17 protein-coding genes are annotated in these 18109 nt (G+C 69.5%); 12 read left to right on the forward strand and 5 right to left on the reverse strand.

Features of this window, described 5'->3' with window-relative positions; genetic code table 11:
• Positions 1 to 42: 42 nt before the first annotated feature.
• From ACIRG5_RS01025 to ACIRG5_RS01060, 8 genes are all read left to right on the forward strand, one after another.
• Positions 43 to 972 (forward strand): arabinan endo-1,5-alpha-L-arabinosidase, encoded by a 930-nt coding sequence (locus ACIRG5_RS01025; protein ID WP_402898222.1) that lies wholly within the window; start codon positions 43 to 45, stop codon positions 970 to 972.
• 10 nt (positions 973 to 982) lie between these two features.
• Positions 983 to 2452 carry a family 43 glycosylhydrolase gene (locus tag ACIRG5_RS01030; RefSeq protein WP_402898225.1) on the forward strand — a complete coding sequence of 490 codons (1470 nt, stop codon included), beginning with the start codon at positions 983 to 985 and terminating at the stop codon, positions 2450 to 2452.
• 310 nt (positions 2453 to 2762) lie between these two features.
• Positions 2763 to 3935 carry a hypothetical protein gene (locus tag ACIRG5_RS01035; protein ID WP_402898228.1) on the forward strand — a complete coding sequence of 391 codons (1173 nt, stop codon included), beginning with the start codon at positions 2763 to 2765 and terminating at the stop codon, positions 3933 to 3935.
• Between the two features lie 43 nt (positions 3936 to 3978).
• Entirely contained in the window at positions 3979 to 4941 is a 963-nt protein-coding gene (gene pip / locus ACIRG5_RS01040; RefSeq protein ID WP_402898231.1) for a prolyl aminopeptidase, read from the forward strand.
• A gap of 107 nt (positions 4942 to 5048) precedes the next feature.
• Positions 5049 to 6695 (forward strand): hypothetical protein, encoded by a 1647-nt coding sequence (locus ACIRG5_RS01045; protein ID WP_402898234.1) that lies wholly within the window; start codon positions 5049 to 5051, stop codon positions 6693 to 6695.
• 59 nt (positions 6696 to 6754) lie between these two features.
• The gene (locus ACIRG5_RS01050) at positions 6755 to 7111 is read left to right on the forward strand and encodes a hypothetical protein (protein ID WP_402898237.1); all 357 of its coding nucleotides are present in this window, start codon (positions 6755 to 6757) and stop codon (positions 7109 to 7111) included.
• On the forward strand, positions 7108 to 7995 hold the full coding sequence (locus tag ACIRG5_RS01055) for a WXG100 family type VII secretion target (RefSeq protein WP_402898240.1): 888 nt from the start codon (positions 7108 to 7110) through the stop codon (positions 7993 to 7995). The genes ACIRG5_RS01050 and ACIRG5_RS01055 overlap by 4 nt, the downstream gene beginning before the upstream one ends.
• A complete protein-coding gene (locus ACIRG5_RS01060; RefSeq protein WP_402898243.1) occupies positions 7992 to 8435 on the forward strand; it encodes a hypothetical protein in 444 nt (147 codons plus the stop codon). Before ACIRG5_RS01055 ends, ACIRG5_RS01060 begins: the two co-directional genes overlap by 4 nt.
• 10 nt (positions 8436 to 8445) lie before the next feature.
• Here the strand turns inward: ACIRG5_RS01060 and ACIRG5_RS01065 are convergent, their stop codons facing one another.
• Positions 8446 to 8919 (reverse strand): YdeI/OmpD-associated family protein, encoded by a 474-nt coding sequence (locus tag ACIRG5_RS01065; RefSeq protein ID WP_402898245.1) that lies wholly within the window; start codon positions 8917 to 8919, stop codon positions 8446 to 8448.
• A gap of 81 nt (positions 8920 to 9000) precedes the next feature.
• Between ACIRG5_RS01065 and ACIRG5_RS01070 the strand changes: the two genes are divergently transcribed.
• Entirely contained in the window at positions 9001 to 9348 is a 348-nt protein-coding gene (locus ACIRG5_RS01070) for a hypothetical protein (protein WP_402898248.1), read from the forward strand.
• A gap of 20 nt (positions 9349 to 9368) precedes the next feature.
• Here ACIRG5_RS01070 and ACIRG5_RS01075 read toward each other — a convergent pair whose 3' ends face one another.
• The gene (locus ACIRG5_RS01075) at positions 9369 to 10235 is read right to left on the reverse strand and encodes a hypothetical protein (protein ID WP_402898250.1); all 867 of its coding nucleotides are present in this window, start codon (positions 10233 to 10235) and stop codon (positions 9369 to 9371) included.
• 50 nt (positions 10236 to 10285) lie between these two features.
• A complete protein-coding gene (locus ACIRG5_RS01080; protein ID WP_402898253.1) occupies positions 10286 to 11941 on the reverse strand; it encodes a choice-of-anchor B family protein in 1656 nt (551 codons plus the stop codon).
• 135 nt (positions 11942 to 12076) lie between these two features.
• On the opposite strand from ACIRG5_RS01080, the gene ACIRG5_RS01085 reads away from it, so the two are divergent.
• The 3 genes from ACIRG5_RS01085 to ACIRG5_RS01095 all read left to right on the forward strand — a co-directional run bounded on the left by ACIRG5_RS01085 (position 12077) and on the right by ACIRG5_RS01095 (position 15185).
• Positions 12077 to 13522 carry a phenylacetate--CoA ligase family protein gene (locus ACIRG5_RS01085; protein ID WP_402898256.1) on the forward strand — a complete coding sequence of 482 codons (1446 nt, stop codon included), beginning with the start codon at positions 12077 to 12079 and terminating at the stop codon, positions 13520 to 13522.
• A 99-nt stretch (positions 13523 to 13621) separates the two neighbouring features.
• Positions 13622 to 14080, forward strand: a complete 459-nt coding sequence (locus ACIRG5_RS01090) for a peptidase inhibitor family I36 protein (RefSeq protein WP_402898259.1) — start codon at positions 13622 to 13624, stop codon at positions 14078 to 14080.
• Between the two features lie 181 nt (positions 14081 to 14261).
• Positions 14262 to 15185 carry an ArsR/SmtB family transcription factor gene (locus ACIRG5_RS01095; protein WP_402898262.1) on the forward strand — a complete coding sequence of 308 codons (924 nt, stop codon included), beginning with the start codon at positions 14262 to 14264 and terminating at the stop codon, positions 15183 to 15185.
• Here ACIRG5_RS01095 and lnt read toward each other — a convergent pair.
• On the reverse strand, positions 15162 to 16631 hold the full coding sequence (gene lnt / locus ACIRG5_RS01100; protein ID WP_402898265.1) for an apolipoprotein N-acyltransferase: 1470 nt from the start codon (positions 16629 to 16631) through the stop codon (positions 15162 to 15164). The two genes, ACIRG5_RS01095 and lnt, sit on opposite strands and share 24 nt — an antisense overlap.
• The gene (gene mptB / locus ACIRG5_RS01105) at positions 16618 to 18066 is read right to left on the reverse strand and encodes a polyprenol phosphomannose-dependent alpha 1,6 mannosyltransferase MptB (RefSeq protein WP_402898268.1); all 1449 of its coding nucleotides are present in this window, start codon (positions 18064 to 18066) and stop codon (positions 16618 to 16620) included. Before mptB ends, lnt begins: the two co-directional genes overlap by 14 nt.
• Between the last annotated feature and the right edge of the window lie 43 nt (positions 18067 to 18109).

Consider the following 18109-nt stretch of genomic DNA (forward strand, 5'->3'; position numbering starts at 1 on the left):
AGTGCCTCGTGGAAAACCACTCTGAGAAGAGCCTTACTGTCCGTGGCGGTGGTCCTGATCACCACGGTGGCCACGGCACCGCACGCGTCGGCCTATCCCCTGCCGGGCCGGGTCACCGGTGACATCAGCGTGCACGACCCGAGCGTGGTCAAGCGCGCCGACGGGAGCTACCTGGTGGCGCACACCGGCACCAACATCGCGCTGAAGACCTCGACCGACCGGATCGCGTTCCGCAACGCGGGGTCGGTGTTCCCCGGCGGAGCGTCGTGGACCACCCCGTACACCGGTGGCGGCACCACCCTCTGGGCGCCGGATCTGTCCTATCGCGACGGACGGTACTGGCTGTACTACTCGGCTTCGACGTTCGGATCGAACCGGTCGGCGATCTTCCTCGCCACCAGTCCGAGCGGTGACTCCGGCACGTGGACCCACCGCGGCCTGGTCGTCGAGTCCAGGACGTCGGACAACTTCAACGCCATCGACCCCGACCTCGTCGTGGACGACCAGGGCCGCTGGTGGCTGAGCTTCGGCTCGTTCTGGTCCGGCATCAAGATGGTCGCGCTCAGCCCGTCGACCGGCCTGCGGTCCGACTCGGTCGTCCGCTCGGTCGCGGGCAGGAACGGCGGCCCGATCGAGGCGCCGAACATCGTCGAACGCGGGGCGTACTACTACCTCTTCGTCTCGTTCGACCACTGCTGCCGGGGCGCGTCCAGCACGTACCGGGTGGTCGTCGGCCGCTCCACCAGCGTCACCGGCCCCTACGTCGCCCGTGACGGCACGGCCATGACGTCCGGCGGTGGCACGGAGGTCCTGGCCGGTCAGGGCAGCGTGCACGGGCCGGGGCATCAGGACGTCCTCACCGATGCCGACGGTGACGTCCTGACCTACCACTACTACACCGACTCCGGCGCGTCACGGCTCGGCATCAACCTGCTCGCCTACGACTCGGCGGGCTGGCCGTTCCTGCGGTGAGGAGAAGACCTTGACCTCGATCAGCGGCTCGCGCAGCACCATCTTGGCCGCCACTGTCCTGCTGCTGAGCGACATCACCGTCGCCGTGCTGACGGTGGCGGCCGCAGCGGTCGTGGACACCAGCGCGTCGTACGCGTTGGTCAACCGCAACAGCGGCAAGGCGCTGGACGTCTACGAACTGTCCACTGCGGACGGTGCGCGGATCTCGCAGTACGCGCGAAATGACGGCGCCTGGCAGCAGTGGCAGTTCGTCGACTCCGGGGGCGGCTACTACCGGGTGAGGTCCCGGCACAGCGGCAAGGTCCTGGACTTCCCGTCGGCCGCGGACCGGGCCGGGCTCGTGCAGACGACGGACGCCGGCCGTTCCGGTCAGCAGTTCCGGCTGGCCGACTCACCGGACGGGCACGTCCGGCTGGTCAGCCGCGCGAGCGGCAAGGCCGTCGACGTCCTCGACTTCTCCGCCGCCAACGGCGCGCAGGTGATCCAGTGGCCCGACACCGGCGGCACGAACCAGCAGTGGCAACTGGTGAGGATCGGCGCCCCCGGCAACGTCACCAACCCGATCAAGAGCAGCGGCCCCGACCCGTGGCTGCAGTTCCACAACGGCTACTACTACCTGGCCACCACGACGTGGAACTCCACGATCACCATGCGCCGCTCCCGCACGCTGGCGGGCCTGTCGAGCGCGGCGGACACCGTGGTGTTCAACCTGTCCGGCCGGCCCAACGGGTGCTGCACCATGTGGGCGCCGGAGTTCCACCTGCTGAACGGCCGGTGGTACCTGTACTACGTGGCCGGGCAGAACGTGCCCGACTACAACCCCACCCAGCGCCTCCACGTGCTGGAGAGCGCGGGCTCCGACCCGATGGGCCCGTACACGTTCAAGGCGGACCTGGGCGACACGTGGGAACTCGACCCGAGCATCCTGCAGCACAACGGGAAGCTGTACCTGATGGGCAGCGCGATGGACGGCACCCAGAGCCTGACCATCACCCCGCTCTCCACCCCGTACACCGTCAGCGGCGCGCGGCGCACCATCTCGCAGCCCACCCTGGCGTGGGAGCGGCAGACCGCGCCGGTCAACGAGGGCGCGGAACCGTTGTACCGCAACGGCCGCACCATGATCGTGTACTCGGCGAGCGCCTGCTGGGGTCCCGACTACAAGCTCGGCCTGCTCACCCTCACCGGGTCCGACCCGCTCAACCGCGCGCACTGGACGAAGTCGCCCACCCCGGTGTTCCAGCGCAACGACGACCACGGCGTGTTCGCTCCAGGCCACAACGGGTTCTTCAAGTCCCCGGACGGCACCGAGGACTGGATCGTCTACCACGGCAACACGAGCGCCTCGGCCGGCTGCGGCATGGAACGGTCGACGCGCGCGCAGAAGTTCACCTGGAACGCCGACGGCACCCCGAACTTCGGCACCCCGGTCCCGCTCGGCGCGCAGCTCCCCGCGCCGTCGGGCGAACCCACCGGATGACCCGGCAGTCCTGATCAACCGGGTCTCCTGGCTCGCGGTACGACAGCGACCGGCCGGCACGCTCACCGGCGTGCCGCCCGTCACCGTGCCGCCGAATCGCCCCCAACCTCGCGAAACGTGAGAGAGTGGACATCTCCGCCCGCCCAGGGCTCATCCCCGGTGGCGCGCCTTCACCCCGGAGCGGACGCCGCCTCATCCAGGCGCGTTTCACCGCTCCCGGTCAGTTCGCACCATTCCACGCCCAGGACCGGGCACCAGAACAACCCCACGAGGGAGATCTCCCATCACCGCTTCCGCGCTCACGCCGACCTTGGCCGCTCCTCGCACCCTCACCGACATCTACGGCCCTGACATCGCCGTCTGCGCGCGCCCCGCCCAGGAACCGGCGGTGCCGTCGAGCAGGCACCGGATCATGCGCGACGTCCTGTCCGCCCGCCCTCTCGCCGTCGCCGCCGGCACCCCCGTCATCAGCAGCGCGGGCGGCACCGAACCCAACCTGATCGCCGCCCTCCGCGACGGCGGCCTGCCCGTCGGCACCGACCCGCGCGAGTTCCGCACCGAGGCCGAGTTCGCCACCCGCGTCACCGAGGCCCTGAGCGACGGCCTGCGCCTGTCGATGGAATACCCGCAGCCCACGAGCCTGTACCCGGACGAACGCTCCGTGAAGAGCGCCGAACTCGTCGGCTACCTCAACAACAAGGCCAGCATCAGCACGTTCGTCGCTCCCCGCTTCCAGGCCCGCCGCGAGATCGTCGCGACCGAGGACCTCGCCCTGGCCGCGCCCGCCGAGAAGTCCTGGGTCCTCAAGGCCGCCACGAACGCCGCGCACGGCGCCAGCCTCGACGTGTACCTGCACCGAGCGGGGGACCCGGTGGCGCTGCCCGCGTTCACCGGCATCCTCACCGAGGTGGTCGTCGAGGAGTACCTGAGCATCCACCGCAACTGGGGCGTCCAGCTCTACGTCGCCGCCGACGGCCAGGCCCGCCTGCTCGCCGTGACCGACCAGCGCATCGACTCCGACGGCATCTACACCGGCGGCCGCTTCGGGCTCGTCGTCCCTCTGCCCGCCGACCTGCTCGTCGAATGCCTGGCGATCGCCCAGCGCGCCGCCGACGTCGGTTACCGCGGCATGTGCAGCCTCGACTGCGCCGAGACCCACGACGGCAGACTCGTCATGCTCGACCTCAACTTCCGCATCACCAGCGGGTCCATCCCGTTGCTGGCGCTGCACACCATCCGCCCCGACGCCCTCGACCGCCCGTCGGAGTCCACGAAGATCACCACCACCGCGTCAGTGGCCGCGCTGCTCGCCGCGTTACGACCCGCACTGCTGCGCGGGGGGCTCCTGGTCACCGGCGGGCACGACACCCGCCGCACCGACAACCCGATCAAGCAGACCACGGTGCACCTGCTCGTCTTCGGCGACGATCCCGACGACGTCGCCACCCGGCGCGCCGCGCTGGAAGCCATGTACAACCACTGACGCGGGCGGGTGCGCTCACGCGGCGGTGAGCGATCATGGTCGCATGGCGAGTATTTCCGGCGACGGGCGTTATCCGTCGAGTGAGCCGCACGAGTCAGGCATGCTGGAGGTCGGCGACGGTCATTCGCTGTACTGGGAGGTGTCGGGCAACCCCCGCGGCAAGCCGGCCGTCGTGCTGCACGGCGGCCCCGGTTCGGGGAGTTCTCCGAGGACGCGGGGCCTGTTCGACCCGGACCGCTATCGCGTGGTCCAGTTCGACCAGCGCAACGCCGGGCGCAGCACCCCCTCGGCGACGGACCCGGTCGTCGACCTCTCGGCGAACACCACCCAGCACCTCGTCGCCGACATCGAGGCGCTGCGGGTCCACCTGGGAATCGAACGCTGGCTGGTGGAGGGTGGCTCGTGGGGAGTCACCCTCGCTCTCGCCTACGCGCAGGCGCATCCGCGGCGGGTGACCGAACTGGTGCTCGCGGCCGTGACCGACGGCGACCGCCGCGACACCGACTGGATCACCCGTGACATGGGCCGCGTCTTCCCGCGCGAGTGGGAACGGTTCCGCGACGGCGTGCCCCCCGCCGAACGCGACGGCGACCTGGCGGCCGCCTACAGCCGGCTGCTCCACGATCCCGACCCCGAGGTCCGTGCCACGGCCGCGCACGAATGGTGCCTGTGGGAGGACACGCACATGTCGCTGGCCCCCGACACGGCCCCTTCGCTGTCGGTCGCCGATCCCGCCTTTCAGCTGGCTTTCGCCCGTCTCGTGACCCATTTCTGGTCCCACGGCTGCTTTCTGGAAGAGAGGCAGCTGTTGCGTGACGTCGAACGGCTCCACGGGATCCCCGCCGTGCTGATCCACGGGCGTTACGACGTCAGCGGTCCGCTCGGCACGGCCTGGGCGTTGCACCGGGCCTGGCCGGGAAGCGAGCTCGTGGTTCTCGACGACACCGGTCACGGCGGCGGCAGCATGAGCGCGGCGATCATCGCCGCCACCGACCGCTTCGCCTGAAGCCAAAACCGTTCAGGTTGCTTCGATGCCTGACGAACGTCGCTGTTCGGCGGGTGGCGGGCCCTGCTAGCCTCCACGCCACTTTCCTCGACCTGGTGGGATGAAACGTGTTCGACGCTGATGACCTGCCCGCCTTCGAGCCGCCGGAGTTCGACGACGAGCACCAGGACGAGAGCGACGTGGAACGGCCGCCGTTGCGCGGCAGCACGGCACCGCCCGCCGGACTGCACGAGGTGGACTGGGCGGCCCTCGACGACGCGTACGGCACGGCCGACGAGACGCCGTTGTTCATCGAGGCGCTCACGAGCGACGACGCCGGTGACCGGAGTTTCGGTGTGTACGGCCTGTATTCGGCCACCACGCACCAGGGTTCGGTCTACTCGGCGTCCGAGGCCGCGATCCCGTTCCTCGCCGAACTCCTCCGCCGGGACAACGCGATGGCGTTGGTGTTCCTGGCCCGGATCGCCGTCGGCGAGACGCATTTCGTGACGCGGCCCGACGACATCGGCAAGGCCACCACCGAGTACGCGGGTGTGGTCGCGGAGTTCGCCGCCGACGTCGAGGCGATGTGGACCCGCACCGGCGACGACGAGGCGTTGCGGCTGCTGGTGTTGCTGGGGAGGGCTCCGAAGGAACTGCCCGCGCTCACACCGGACGCGACCGCGGGACTGTGCCTGGCCCACGGTTTCCTCGCCGCGCGGGACAACGGTGTCACCCCAGGCAGCGCGAAAAGCACCGACGCGCGAGTGGAACACGTTGCCGCGGCACGAGATCTGATGGCCACCAGCCCGTCGCTGTACGTGCGGGGCGCCGCCGCGGCGTGCGCGGTCTATTCCGGATTCGCCGACGACGACTCGCTGGCGCTGCTCCACCACCTCGCGCAGGGCGAGTATCCGGTACGGGACGTGTGGGCGGCGGACCTCGCCGAACTGGCCGCCTCGGCGTGGACCTTCGGCACTGACGACGACGGGCTGCTGGCGGTGTCCGGAAACGACAGGCCGAACCTGCACACCCGGTTGCTGGAGCGGATGGCGCGGCAGTTCCGTCCCAGCGGCGCGGTCTACCGCCCGTTGCCGCCGGAGGAGCTGACGGCGGCCCAGCGCACGACCCTGGAGACCGCGCTGCGGGCCGCGCCAGAGGCGATCACCGGGGTGGACTCGGACTACCTGTGGATCGACGTGCCCTCAACGGTGGCGGCGGCACACCGGTCGCTCGGCACCGCGGGCGGCGAACTGAGCCGGCGCACGTCCCGGGGTCTGCTGTGGTACGTGCTGGAAGACGGCCTGCTCGCCCAGGACGACAGGGCGTCCGCGCTCGCCGCCCTGGCCGAGGTGGACGCGTGGGCCGCGCTCGGCGAGGTGTTCGCTGCCCGGCGGCCGGACGGCGTTGAGGAATCGATCAGTCTGACCGTGCGCCACCTCCACGGCGACGACCGTGAGAACGCCGCGACCCTCGCGCTGTGCTCGATCTTCGCCGACGCGCTCGCCGGCCATCGCCACCAGGCGGAGGCGTTCCTCGACGAGTGGTTGCCGAGAGTGTCCGAAGTGGACGGTTACGACCTGGCGTTCGGCGTCCCCGCCCAGCGCATCGGCACGGCGCTGGCGGCGTTGGCCCGCTCCGGCGGGCTGCCGGCGCGCTTCCACCCCATGATCAAGCCGTACCACCGCTTTCCGGAGTACTCCAAGGTTCCGCTGCCGCTGCTTCGTGAACTGGCGGACGTGCTCCCCGCGGACTCGCGGTCATTCATGTCGTGAATGGGGTTTTTTCGCCAAACGCGACGGAACCGCACTTTGCGGCATGCATCATGACCGCCATGGGTGAGAAGTTCCACGTCGTGCCGGATGAACTGCGCGGCTACAGCGGGCTGCTCGAACGTCAGGCCGAGCACTTCCTGACGATCCGGGAGCACGCGATCTCCAAGGGTGGGGACACGTCCGGGTTCACCGGGCTGCTGTCGCTGCTCGATCCCGTCGTGGTCGGGGTCGCGCAGCTCTACGGCGAGACTCTCGAAGCCGCCGGCCAGAAGATGACCCAGGACGCCGAGTCGCTGGTCAAGTCGGCCCGCGCCTACGAGAAGGCGGACGAGATCGGGGTCTGCCTGATCGACACCGCGGGCGGCAGGTCGGAGCCGCCGTCCTGGCTGGCGCGGTACCTGGGGGTGGGCGAATGACCGGCCCGGTGTGCAACGGCTACCAGGACGTCGAGGATCCGAACGTCGCGCTGCGCGCCGCTCCCGACGACCGGCCCGGCCGGCAGACCGTCAAGGAGCTGATCGAGGCCGCAGGGTGGAAGATCCAGGGCGTCAACTGGATCTACCAGCAGGTCACCGGCGACGATCTGGTGCGCGACCTGGTCATGCCGCTGGCGGGTGACTTCGAGAAGATCGACGCGAACGCCGCCGCGTGGGACCGGGTCGCCAAGGCGCTGGACAACGTGCGGCACAACGTGAACAACGGCATCGAGGAGCTCTCGCCGAGCTGGGACGGCGGCGCCGCGCAGAGCTTCGAGAACCGCGTGCGTCGCACGTGGACCACGGCGATCGAGTGGGACTCGCAGATCGCGAAGTTCATCGGCGACCGGTTCAAGAACATGGCGAGCTCCTGCCGGTCGGCCGCGAAGCTCGCGCTGACCCTGCTCGACAAGATCTGCGACAAGCTGATGAAGGCCGCGATGACCGCGTGGATCCCGATCGTCGGCTGGGGTCGCGCCGTCTGGATGGTCTACGACGTGGTCAACATCGTCGACCAGGTGCGCAAGCTCATCCAGTCCATGCAGACGCTCATCGAGGGCGTCAAGGGCATGATCAACGGCATCAAGCTGTGGGGCACCGCGCTGGCCAAGATTCCCGACGTGCGCGACGTCAACGACTTCTTCGACGTGGTCGACACGTGGCAGGACGGCACGGAGAAGTTCGGCGACGGCACGGCCGCCGTGGGCAGTGGCGCGTGGGGCATGGCCAAGAACGGGTACAAGGCGCGCGGCAAGTACACCGACGCGTTGAAGGAAGAGCGTTGGGCGGAGCCCAGTTCGTCGAGTTCGGGCGGTGCGGAATGACGTTCCCGTACGACAGCGCCCGTCAGCAGTTGCAGGCGTGGCAGAAGGATCTCGACGCCAGGGGCGCGCAACTGGAGAAGGTCGCCCTGGAGGCGTCCAGGGTGCAGACCCGCGGCGCCGACCTGTCCCCCGCGGACATCGCCGCGATCGAGAAGTTCGCCCGGTCGAAGGACGCGCCGAACGCGCTGAAGGACCTGCAGCGCAAGGTCGACGCGGGCCAGATGTCCTGGCAGGACATCACGTCCGGCAGGGCCGTGCACGATCCCGACGTGCGACGTGCGATGCAGACCAGCATGCCGTCGCTGAAGCGCGCGTACACGGGGATCAAGGAGGGCCAGAACCTCGACGAGATCATCGTGGCGGGTCAGCAGCGCGCACGGCCGTCGCGCGGCGACTTCGACGACGACGCACCGAGCGACTTCACCGAGGACGCCTTCTAGCCTTGGCGCGTCAGGACAGTTCGGCGATGATCTTCTCGATCCGCCGCACGCGGGTCTCGGGTTGTTTCGCCGCCGCCACGGCCTCGGCCCGTTGCCGCTGGTTGCTGTAGGACAACGCGGTGAACGCGGCACGGACCGCGGGGTGCTGATCGAGCGCCACCGCGAGGTCGTCGGGCACCTCGACGGTGCGTGCCGCCAGGTCCGGCTCCAGCGTCACCGCGACGGTGTCCCCGGCGGCGACGCCCGCGGCCTCCCGGTTGGCGGCGCTCAACGGCAGCATGAAGTCGCCGCCGTACACCGCCACGGTGCTGCGGTAGGTGTGGACGCCGATGGTCGCCGCGACCCTGGGTTTCCTGCCCTGCCCGAGCGCCTCGACCACGTCCGCGGGGACGCGGAGCCCGGTCGCGGTCTTGCCGTTGAGCTCGACCAGCGTGGTGAACGTGTGGCGCGTCGAGGTTCCTCCTCCGGGCGATCGGCTGTTCACCCGGATAGTAGGCACGGACTGGGCTGTTTCGTCCCACCCGATCCGGGTGTTCACGTGGTGTGATCGACCGGTGTCGAGAGGGTGGAACGGGTCCGCCGCGAGTACCTGTCGGTGCTGGACCAGGGAATGCTGCCCTGTCCCGCGATCGGCCGCTCGCCGTCGCTCGACACTCCCTTCGGGACCATGCCGCTGATCATCGGCGTCGGCAGGTGGATGGCCGAGTGCCACGTGGGGCACAGCGACCAGGCCACGGCGGCGGACTGCGCCCGGCACCGCCGCGCACGATCCCCTGGGAAGACGTGGCTCCGCTGGCTCGAGGCCGGAACTGAGCACGGCTGGCTGGTCAGCCTGCTCGACGCGGACGACCCATGGCTGGAACAGGCCTACCAGGGCGAGCGCTACCAGTCCGACAGCGGAACGTGCCGATGAACCGACGTCGCCGCAACGGGTCAGCCGACGTCGACCGTGAAGGCCGCCCGGTGCACCTTGCCGCCGTGGGCGAACTCCAGGAACAACCGGTACTCGCCCCGGTCGGCGAAGACGGCCTGGAAGCTCAGTTCGCCGTTGTTCAGCGGAATGCCCGCCAGTTCGACCGGGTGCAGGTGTGTCGCCGACAGCAGCATGGTGTGGAAGCCGGTCATGTGGCCGTTGGCACCGAGGTGCGGTTCCAGGGAACTGACCGGCTTGCCGTCGGGTCCGCGGATCGACAGGCGCAGCACGTGCGGGTTCATCGGCGTCGGTTGTGCCGGGGAGTCCGCGCGCACCACGGTGTAGCCGTCGGTGGTCGTGGCGCCGTCCGACGGGGCGGGCACCGGAGCGATCGTGGTGTCGCCGGGGACGCTGAACGGCACGCCGAGCACGACCGGGTGGCGTGGGTCGGCGGTGTCGAGCGGCACGAACTCCGCGAACATCCGGTAGGCGCCGCCGTCGGGCAGCGAGAGCGTGGTGTGCCAGGTGTCGCCGTCCAGAACGGGATGCAGGTGCTCGAACACGTTCATGTCCTCGCGGACGGCGAAGAAGTGCATCTGCTTGGTCTGGTTGTCCAGGAACCTGGTGACGGGTTTGCCGGCGCTGTCGAGGATCCGGAACGCCACGGGCACCGCCGTGCCGCGTGATTCGGGCATGGTGACGCGGTCGAACCGGTAGCCGCTCTCCACTTCGGACAGACCGTCGCTGTGCGCGGCGGGCATGACGGGACTCATGTTCTGGTGCTGCATGGGCGAAGCGGTCCGGGCGAACAGCATGATCCCGCCGCCTGTCACCACGGCGACGGCGAGCAGGGCGAAGAACCAGTCGGCGAAGCTCAGTTTGCGCATGATCACTCCTGAGCCGTGGGTGGCCGGTGCCGGCCACCCACGGCCTCGTCTCAGAACTGAAGGCTCCACGCGTCGATGTAGCCGACGTCGGAGCGGTAGACGTCCTGCACCTTGAGCTGCCACGTGCCGGCGGCGTCCTCCGCGGAGGCGTTCACCTCGTAGGTGGCCACGACGTTGTCACCGGAGTCGTTGCTGGAACCCTTGAGCCGGAACGCCGTGCCGTCCGGTGCGACGAGGTCGATCACCAGGTCACCGCGGTACGGGTGCAAGATGGCGACGTTCACCTTCAGGGCTCCCGGCGCCTTGCCCGGAACACCGGTCACCGTGACCGGCGACGTCACCGCGGCGCCCGCGTCCGGAATGGACACGTCGGCCGTGTTCTCGAACTTGCCACCGGTGGGCGGCGGTTCGACGGCGCCGAGGTTGGGCTTGACCACGACCAGGCCCTGCTCGATGCCGTTGACCAGGACGATGCCACTCGCGAAGTACGGGTAGTTGCTCCACGCCCCGTTGAACTTCGCCTCGTTCGCCGCCGGGTAGATGTCGAAGTACCCGGCCTCCGTCAGCTGCGCCGAAGCCACGTTGCTGACGTCGAGGATGCGCAGACCAGCCTGGTAGTTGGCCTGGTAGGAGTACTTGCCCTTGATGTACTGGTTGTGGTCGATGGCCGTGGCCGGCGAGTTGTAGACGCCGGTGTGCACGGGGTTCGCCAGCGACGCGAGGTCCCAGATGTAGGTCTTGGTGCGCTTGTCGGTGCCGCGCGACTCGTCGAGCTCGTCGTCGAGCAGGAAGTAGCGCTGGTCCTCGGTGAGCCAGCCCTGGTGCGAGTACTGCGCGCCGGAGTAGGCCTTGCGCGCGATCTGGACCGGCTTGGCCTTGTCGGTCACGTCGACGATCGTCAGCGTGTCCTCGTTGGAGTTGAAGCAGATCTCCCGGCCCTTGTAGGCCGCGTCCGGGCCGCGGTAGATCACGCACTGGTTGTCGTGCGTGTAGCCGTCCTGCGCGACGCAGCCCGCGTTCTTCGGCGACTTCGGCGTGCGGATGTCGACCATGTGCGGGCCGCCGCTGCACGTGTTGGAGCCGATCGCGTACGCGTACCCGGTCTCCTCGTTGATGGCGATGTTGTGCGCCGGGCCGAAGTCCTTGTACAGGGCGTCGGCCGTGAACGTCTGCGGCGTCGTGATCGTCCGCAGGCGGGTCAGGTCGAACACCTGCATCCCGTGGCCGGTGATGAAGTCGGCGACGATGAACGCGTGGTCCTTGTAGACCTTCATGTCACGCCATGAGCTGCTGCCGCCGTTGGACGGCAGGTTGCCCAGGAACTTGGGCGCGGTGGGCGTGCTGACGTCGACGAACGCCGTGCCGTTGGTGCGGCCGACGATCGCGTACTCCTTGCCGGAGGACGGGTCGGTCCAGCCCCAGATGTCGTTGCCGTTGCCACCGCCCATCGCGGACAGCGGCAGCACGCTGAGCAGGTCGACGTTCTTGCAGGGGTAGATGTCGGCCTTGCCGTCGACACACGGGACGCCGGCGGCGGCCTGTCCGGTCACGGCGTGCCGGTCCGCGGGGAGGTGGTCGGCCAGGAACGTTCTGGCCGCCGCCTGTCCTTCTGCTGTGTTCGGGTCGTGGGCGGAGGCGCCCGTCATCGAGAGGGCGACCACTGAGGCCGTCAGGACGGCCAGCGCCCCCGTGCGCAGGGATTTCATGCAGCTCTACTCCTCACGACCGGGAAGCAGGGGGTTTCCCGGTCAGACACAGACGGTAGAAGCGGCGGGTACTGCCCGTGAACCATCGTTCGTCTGGTTCGGGTGGAATGTGGATCAGATCGATACGCTCGCGTGATGGACAGCAGCCGGCAGACCCGCGTGCGCCAGGCGTTCGACGACTTCTTCGCTCCCGCCGAGCCGAAGTCCGCGAGCTGGGTGCTCGACCTGTTCCAGCACACGGCCGCGACCGTGCCCGCGTACCGCAAGCTCCTGCGGGAGAACGGCATCGACCCCGCGAGCATCAGGACGTTCGAGGACTTCCAGCGGCTGCCGTTGCTCGACAAGGCGAACTACCACGAGCGGTATCCGCTGCCGGAGCTGTGCCGCGGCGGACGGCTCGAGGACTGCGACATGATCGCCGTGTCGTCGGGATCCAGTGGCAGGCCGACGATCTGGCCACGGTCGCTGGAGGACGAGTTGCACGTGGCGCGGCGGTTCGAACAGGTGCTGGTGGACGGATTCCACGCGGACGAGCGCACGACGCTGGCCGTGGTGTGCTTCCCGCTCGGCACGTGGGTGGGTGGGCTGTTCACCCAGGCCTGCGTGCGGCATCTCGCGGCGAAGGGCTGCCCGATCACGGTCGTGGCTCCCGGCAACAACAAGGCCGAGATCCTGCGGGTGCTGCCGGAACTGGCGCCGCACTTCGAGCAGGTCGTGCTGCTGGGCTACCCGCCGTTCGTGAAGGACGTCGTCGACACCGGGCTCGCGCAGGGCGTCGACTGGCCCGCGTACCGGATCAAGCTCGTGCTCGCGGGCGAGGTGTTCAGCGAGCAGTGGCGTGACCTGGTTTCGCGACGGGCCGGAATCGCGGACCCGATCAGTGACGTCGCTTCCCTTTACGGCACAGCGGATTCCGGTGTGCTGGGCAACGAGACAGCGCTGTCCGCGGGCATCCGCCGGTTCCTCGCCGATCATCCGGAGAAGGCACGGGAGGTCTTCGGCGACTCGCGGCTGCCGACGCTCGTGCAGTACGACCCGGCGAGCCGGTTCTTCGAGGTGCACGACGGCACGCTGGTGTTCACCGCGGACGGCGGGATCCCGCTGATCCGCTACCGGATCGCCGACGAGGGCGGGCTCCTGGAGCACGCCGGCCTGCTGGCCCACTGCGCCCGCAACGGCTTCACTCCCCCACCTGGTCCGGAGCTGCCGTTCGTCTTCCTCTTCGGGCGGTCGCTGTTCACGGTGTCGTTCTTCGGCGCGAACGTCTATCCGGAGAACGTGACGGTCGGACTGGAGCAGCCCGGTATCAGCGAGACGGTGACGGGAAAGTTCGTGATCGAGTCGGTCGAGAACGAAGATCGCGATCGGCTGTTGCGGATCACCGTCGAGACCGCGCCGGATGCGACGGCGGACGCGGCGGTGATCGCGGAGGCGGTGCGGGCCCAGTTGCTGCGGCTCAACAGCGAGTTCGCGCACTACGTCCCGGCCGAGCGGCAGTTGCCCGAGGTCGTGTTGCGACCGGCCGGAGATCCGGAGTACTTCCCGGCCGGCGTGAAACACAGGTACACCCGACGGCCGTGAAATGTGCTTTTGCACCACGAAGCAATAGCTTTCTTCCAGATCCTCCCTCTGCTTAAAGTGACGTCGGCCGAATTCATTTCGGGTTTAGGGAGGAATCCTTTGAGGTTCGTTCGGCGTATTTTGCTGGCGTTGATGCCGCTCGCCATGCTCTTCACCGTCGCTCTCGCGGCACCGAGCGCTCAGGCGGAGGCTCCGGTCGCCGAGGCCGCCGCTGTGGGCGCGGCGTTCGACTCCGAGACCGGCCAGGCTCTCGCCGCCTGGGACTGCAACACCGGCAACATCTGCTTCTGGAACGGCTTCGGCGGCACCGGCGGCCGCTGCATGTGGGACGTGGCGGACTCGGACTGGACCTCGGGAACCTACAAGTGTTCCTGGGCCACGACCAAGGAGGTCAAGTCCGTCTACAACCGGGGGACGTCCTCCGCCAAGGGCGTCAGGTTCTACCGCAACACGGGGTACAACAACTCGATCGGTTGCACGAAGCAAGGTCAGAAGGGTGACCTCGCCGGCACCTACCAGGTGCGTTCGCACCAGTGGGTCAGCACCAGCTGCGGCTGATCCGGCCTGATGGCACAGAACCGGTCTCGGGGCCCTGGTCCCGAGACCGGTTTTCGTTGCGTAATTCGGCGGAGTGACACGCCGGGTATTGTTGTGCGCGGTGACCTGGCCTGGGGAGGTTGCTGTGTTGCGCATCCATTTTTCGCTTGGCGATCTGGAGCGTACGCAGGTAGCAGAAAGGGTGGATCCGCTCTGGGAAATGGTGTTCAGCTGGCTTCGGCTGACCGAACTGGACAGCGGGTTGTTGCTGCAGCCGTGGCTGCGTCACATCCGCCGCAACGGCGACCGGCAGGTGATCACGTCCGGCGTCCGCATGCTGTCCGTGCTCGCCCCGCTGGGGCCGTACTTCCCGGATTTCCTCACGCCGCCGGAGGGCGCGCACGGCCTGGGAAGCGCGCTGGCCGCGATCCGGTCCACGCCGCGGCACCGGTTGCGGGAGGAGTTCGGGCGACTGGAGGACGTGCGTCCCACACCGGAGTGGACGCGTCCGCTGGCGGCGGGCGACGGTGAGTCCCTGGTGGAGCTCACCGAGGCGTTCGCCCGCTACCACTGCGCGGTGATCGCGCCGTACACCGATCTGATCGAGGAGGCCGTCGAGACCGATCGTGTGCACCGCAACGGCGTCGCGGGGTCCATCGAGGGACTGCTGCGGGGCATGTGGCCGTTGATGAACTGGCGGCCGCCGGTGCTGGAGGTCCAGTACGCGTACGACCGGGACCTGCACCTCAACGGGCGTGGGCTGCGGCTGGTGCCGTCGTACTTCTGCCGCCGCACCCCTGTCGCGTTCGCCGATCCAGGGCTCCCTCCGACCGTGGTGTACCCGTTGCACCACGACTGGACCTGGCAGCGGCAACTCGACAGCGGCCGGCGTGAGCAGGGCGCGCTCGCGGCGTTGCTCGGCAACACCCGGTCCGCCGTGCTGGCGGCGGTCGGTGCCGGAGCGACGACGACCGAACTGGCGGAACGCCTCGGGGCGTCCCCGTCCTCGGTCAGCCGGCACACGAGCGTGCTGCGCGAGGCGGGGTTGCTGACGACGGAGAGACAGGGGTTGTCCGTGCTGCACCAGCGAACTCTGCTGGGGTCAGCCCTGCTCGGCAAGAACTGAGGCGCGGCGGCGCCTCCACAACCCGATCACGCACGCGGCCAGCGCCGCGCCCGTGAGCAGGACGTGGATCGCGCCGCCGAACCTCGTCGCGAACGTCAGGTCCGTGCGCAACGGCACGGTGTCCACCATCAGGTCGTCGGTGAACATCCCGGTCGACTGCACCACGCTGCCGTCCGGGCGCACCACCGCGCTCACCCCGCTGATCGCCGCGACGACGACCGCGCGGCCGTGTTCGATGGCGCGCAGCCGGGCCATCCCGAGCTGCTGGTAGGTCATCTCGCCACGGCCGTACCAGGCGTTGTTCGTCGGCACCACCAGCAGTTGCGCACCGTCGGCCGCACTCTCGCGCAGCACGTAGTCGTAGGCGACCTCGTAGCAGATGCCGACACCCACGCGCGTGCCCGCGATGTCGAGCACGCCGGGTTCGGTGCCCACGTCGAGATCCGGTTGGTCCGCGAACGGCGTGAAGATCCGGGCGAGCGGGCGCAGCGGGATGTGCTCGGCGAACGGGACGAGCTCCTGCTTCGCGTACGACTTGCCCGCCCCGGTCTTCGGATCCCAGGCGATGACTGAGTTCTGCCCGTTGCGCAACGCGCTCACCAGGGTCGGCATGCCGAGGTCGGCGATGGCGCTGTCGAGCACCTGGTCGCGGTCACCGGTCCTGGTCGCACTCTCCGGCCACACCACGAGATCCGGCTTCGGCAGCGCGCCACCGCGGACCAGCGCGGCCAGTTCGGCGGTCTTGCGCAGGTGGTTGGCGCGCAGGGTGGCGGCCTCGGTGAGCAGACCGAGGCCGAGGTCGGGGGCGTTGCCCTGCACGACGCCGACAGTCCGCTGCCCGGTCTGGGCCTCGATCGAGATCAACGGGCTGACGGCGAGCGCGGCGACGATCGGCACCAACGCCCAGGCACGGGTCCAGCGGGGGAACCAGGCGGCCAGGCCGAACCCGGTGAAGACCACCGCGAACGTCACCAGCGGCGCGCCACCGATCACGGCGAGCCGCGCGAACGGGCCGTCGACCTGGCCGAACGCGACGCGGCCCCACGGGAAGCCGTTGAACGGGATCAGTCCGCGCGCGGTCTCCTGCAGCACGAACAGCGACGCGGCCCACACCGGTGCCGCGGGCAGCCGGGAGACGAGCGGGAACAGCGCGCAGACAGCGCAGACGAACAACGCCATCAACGCGCTGAGCACCAGCCACGGCCACGGCCCGAAGTCGTCGCCGAGGAAGTGCTGGATCCACCACAGGTGCGGCAGGAAGAACGTCAGCCCGAACACGAACCCGAGGCCCGCGCTGCGACGCGCGCCCGCGCCCTTCAAAGCCAGCCACAGCACCACGAACGCGGGCACGGCGAGCCACCAGAGCGTGCGCGGCGGGAAGCTCAGGGCCAGCGCGCCGCCGGCCAGCGCCGCCGCGCCGTACCGAACGATGTCAGGCTTGCGCAACGGACACCCTCGCCCGGCGCAGGACGAGGTACGCGCCACCGACCAGGGCGATCCCGAGGACGTAGGCGCCGATCAGTTCGGGCACGCGGCCCGCGAAGTTGCCCGCGAGCGGCGGCACCAGCAGCGCGAAGACCCCGGCGAGCACGGCGACCCCGGTCCGCCACTTCCCCACCGGCAGGCACGCGGCCAGCGGCAGCACCGCCCACAGCAGGTACCACGGCTGGATCACCGGCCCCAGCACCACGATCAGGCTCATCATCATCCCCAGCGCCGTCACCTCGGACACCCTGCCGCGCAGCTGCCGGTCGATCACCACCGCCACCCCGCACAGGATCAGCACGAGCCCCGCGATCCGTGCCGAGGAGATCATCGCCTGACCGCTTTCCGGCCCGAACACCGCACCCGCCAGATAGCCCGGCCAGTTGGTCGGCGCCATCCAGCTGTTGACCTTCGAGGGCGTGCCGAGCGCCTGCACCCAGCCGAAACCGGACATGCCCGCCAGCGATGTCACGACCGACACCGCCACGGCGGCCACGACCATCCCGAGTCCCGCGGCGACGAACCGCACCCAGCCGCCGCCCAGCCTGCGGGCCAGTGCCGTGCCGACCACCGCGAGCGCGACCAGTGCCGGCAGCTTGACCTGAGCACCCAGCCCGATGAGCACGACACCGGCCGTCAACGGCCACCACTTCAGTTCGGGCAGTGCGTGCAACGCGATGACAGTGCCCGACAGCATGAGACCGAGCATCAACGCGTCGTTGTGGACGCCGCCGATGAGATGCCACAGCACCAACGGGTTCATCACGCCCAGCCACAACGCCGCGCGCTCCGGCACGCCGGTCATGGCCGCGAGCCTCGGCACCGACCACACGACGAGCAGCAGGCCCAGCACGGCGACCAGCCGGTACGCCACGATGCCGGCGACCGGATCCCCGCCGGTGATCTGGGTGATCGAGCGTTCGACCGTGGTGAACAGCGGCCCGTACGGCGACGGCGTCTCGCGCCAGTAGATGCCGACCCGTGCCACCGCCTCCGCGCTCGCCCCGACCGCAGGACTGACGACGTTCGGGTCGAGGCCGTTCGCCGCCACCTCGCCCTGGGCCAGGTAGCTGAAGACGTCTCCGCTGAACAGCGGCGGGGCCACCAGCAGCGGCCCGCACCACCACGCCAGCGTCCTGCGCAGCCACGGGGCGTCCGGCCTGGTGCGGCCGAGCAGCGTCCACGCCAGCACGACCAGCCCGGCGCCCGCGATCGCGACCCCCAGCGCCAGTCCCCCTGCTCTGGCGCTCACGGCCCACGCACCCGTGGTGAGCAGGAGCGCGCCGCCGAAACCCGTCCAGCGCAACAGTTCCGGGGTGTCGGTGGTGACCGCGGTCGGCCAGCGGTAGGTGACGGTCTGCACGGAAGAGACAGTGCTGTCCGGACGGATCGTCACGCGTCCGACCGTGGTCGCGTTCCCACGTACGACTTCAGGATGA

The organism is Lentzea sp. NPDC102401 (assembly GCF_044765805.1).
GTDB lineage: Bacteria > Actinomycetota > Actinomycetes > Mycobacteriales > Pseudonocardiaceae > Lentzea > Lentzea sokolovensis.

What these genes read in the sequence shown, in the direction of transcription:
- ACIRG5_RS01060 (WP_402898243.1), top strand. Translation starts at nt 7,992, where the DNA reads ATGACGTTCCCGTACGACAGCGCCCGTCAGCAGTTGCAGGCGTGGCAG.
- ACIRG5_RS01050 (WP_402898237.1), top strand. Translation starts at nt 6,755, where the DNA reads ATGGGTGAGAAGTTCCACGTCGTGCCGGATGAACTGCGCGGCTACAGC.
- pip (WP_402898231.1), top strand. Translation starts at nt 3,979, where the DNA reads ATGGCGAGTATTTCCGGCGACGGGCGTTATCCGTCGAGTGAGCCGCAC.
- ACIRG5_RS01075 (WP_402898250.1), bottom strand. Translation starts at nt 10,235, where the DNA reads ATGCGCAAACTGAGCTTCGCCGACTGGTTCTTCGCCCTGCTCGCCGTC.
- ACIRG5_RS01080 (WP_402898253.1), bottom strand. Translation starts at nt 11,941, where the DNA reads ATGAAATCCCTGCGCACGGGGGCGCTGGCCGTCCTGACGGCCTCAGTG.
- ACIRG5_RS01055 (WP_402898240.1), top strand. Translation starts at nt 7,108, where the DNA reads ATGACCGGCCCGGTGTGCAACGGCTACCAGGACGTCGAGGATCCGAAC.
- ACIRG5_RS01085 (WP_402898256.1), top strand. Translation starts at nt 12,077, where the DNA reads ATGGACAGCAGCCGGCAGACCCGCGTGCGCCAGGCGTTCGACGACTTC.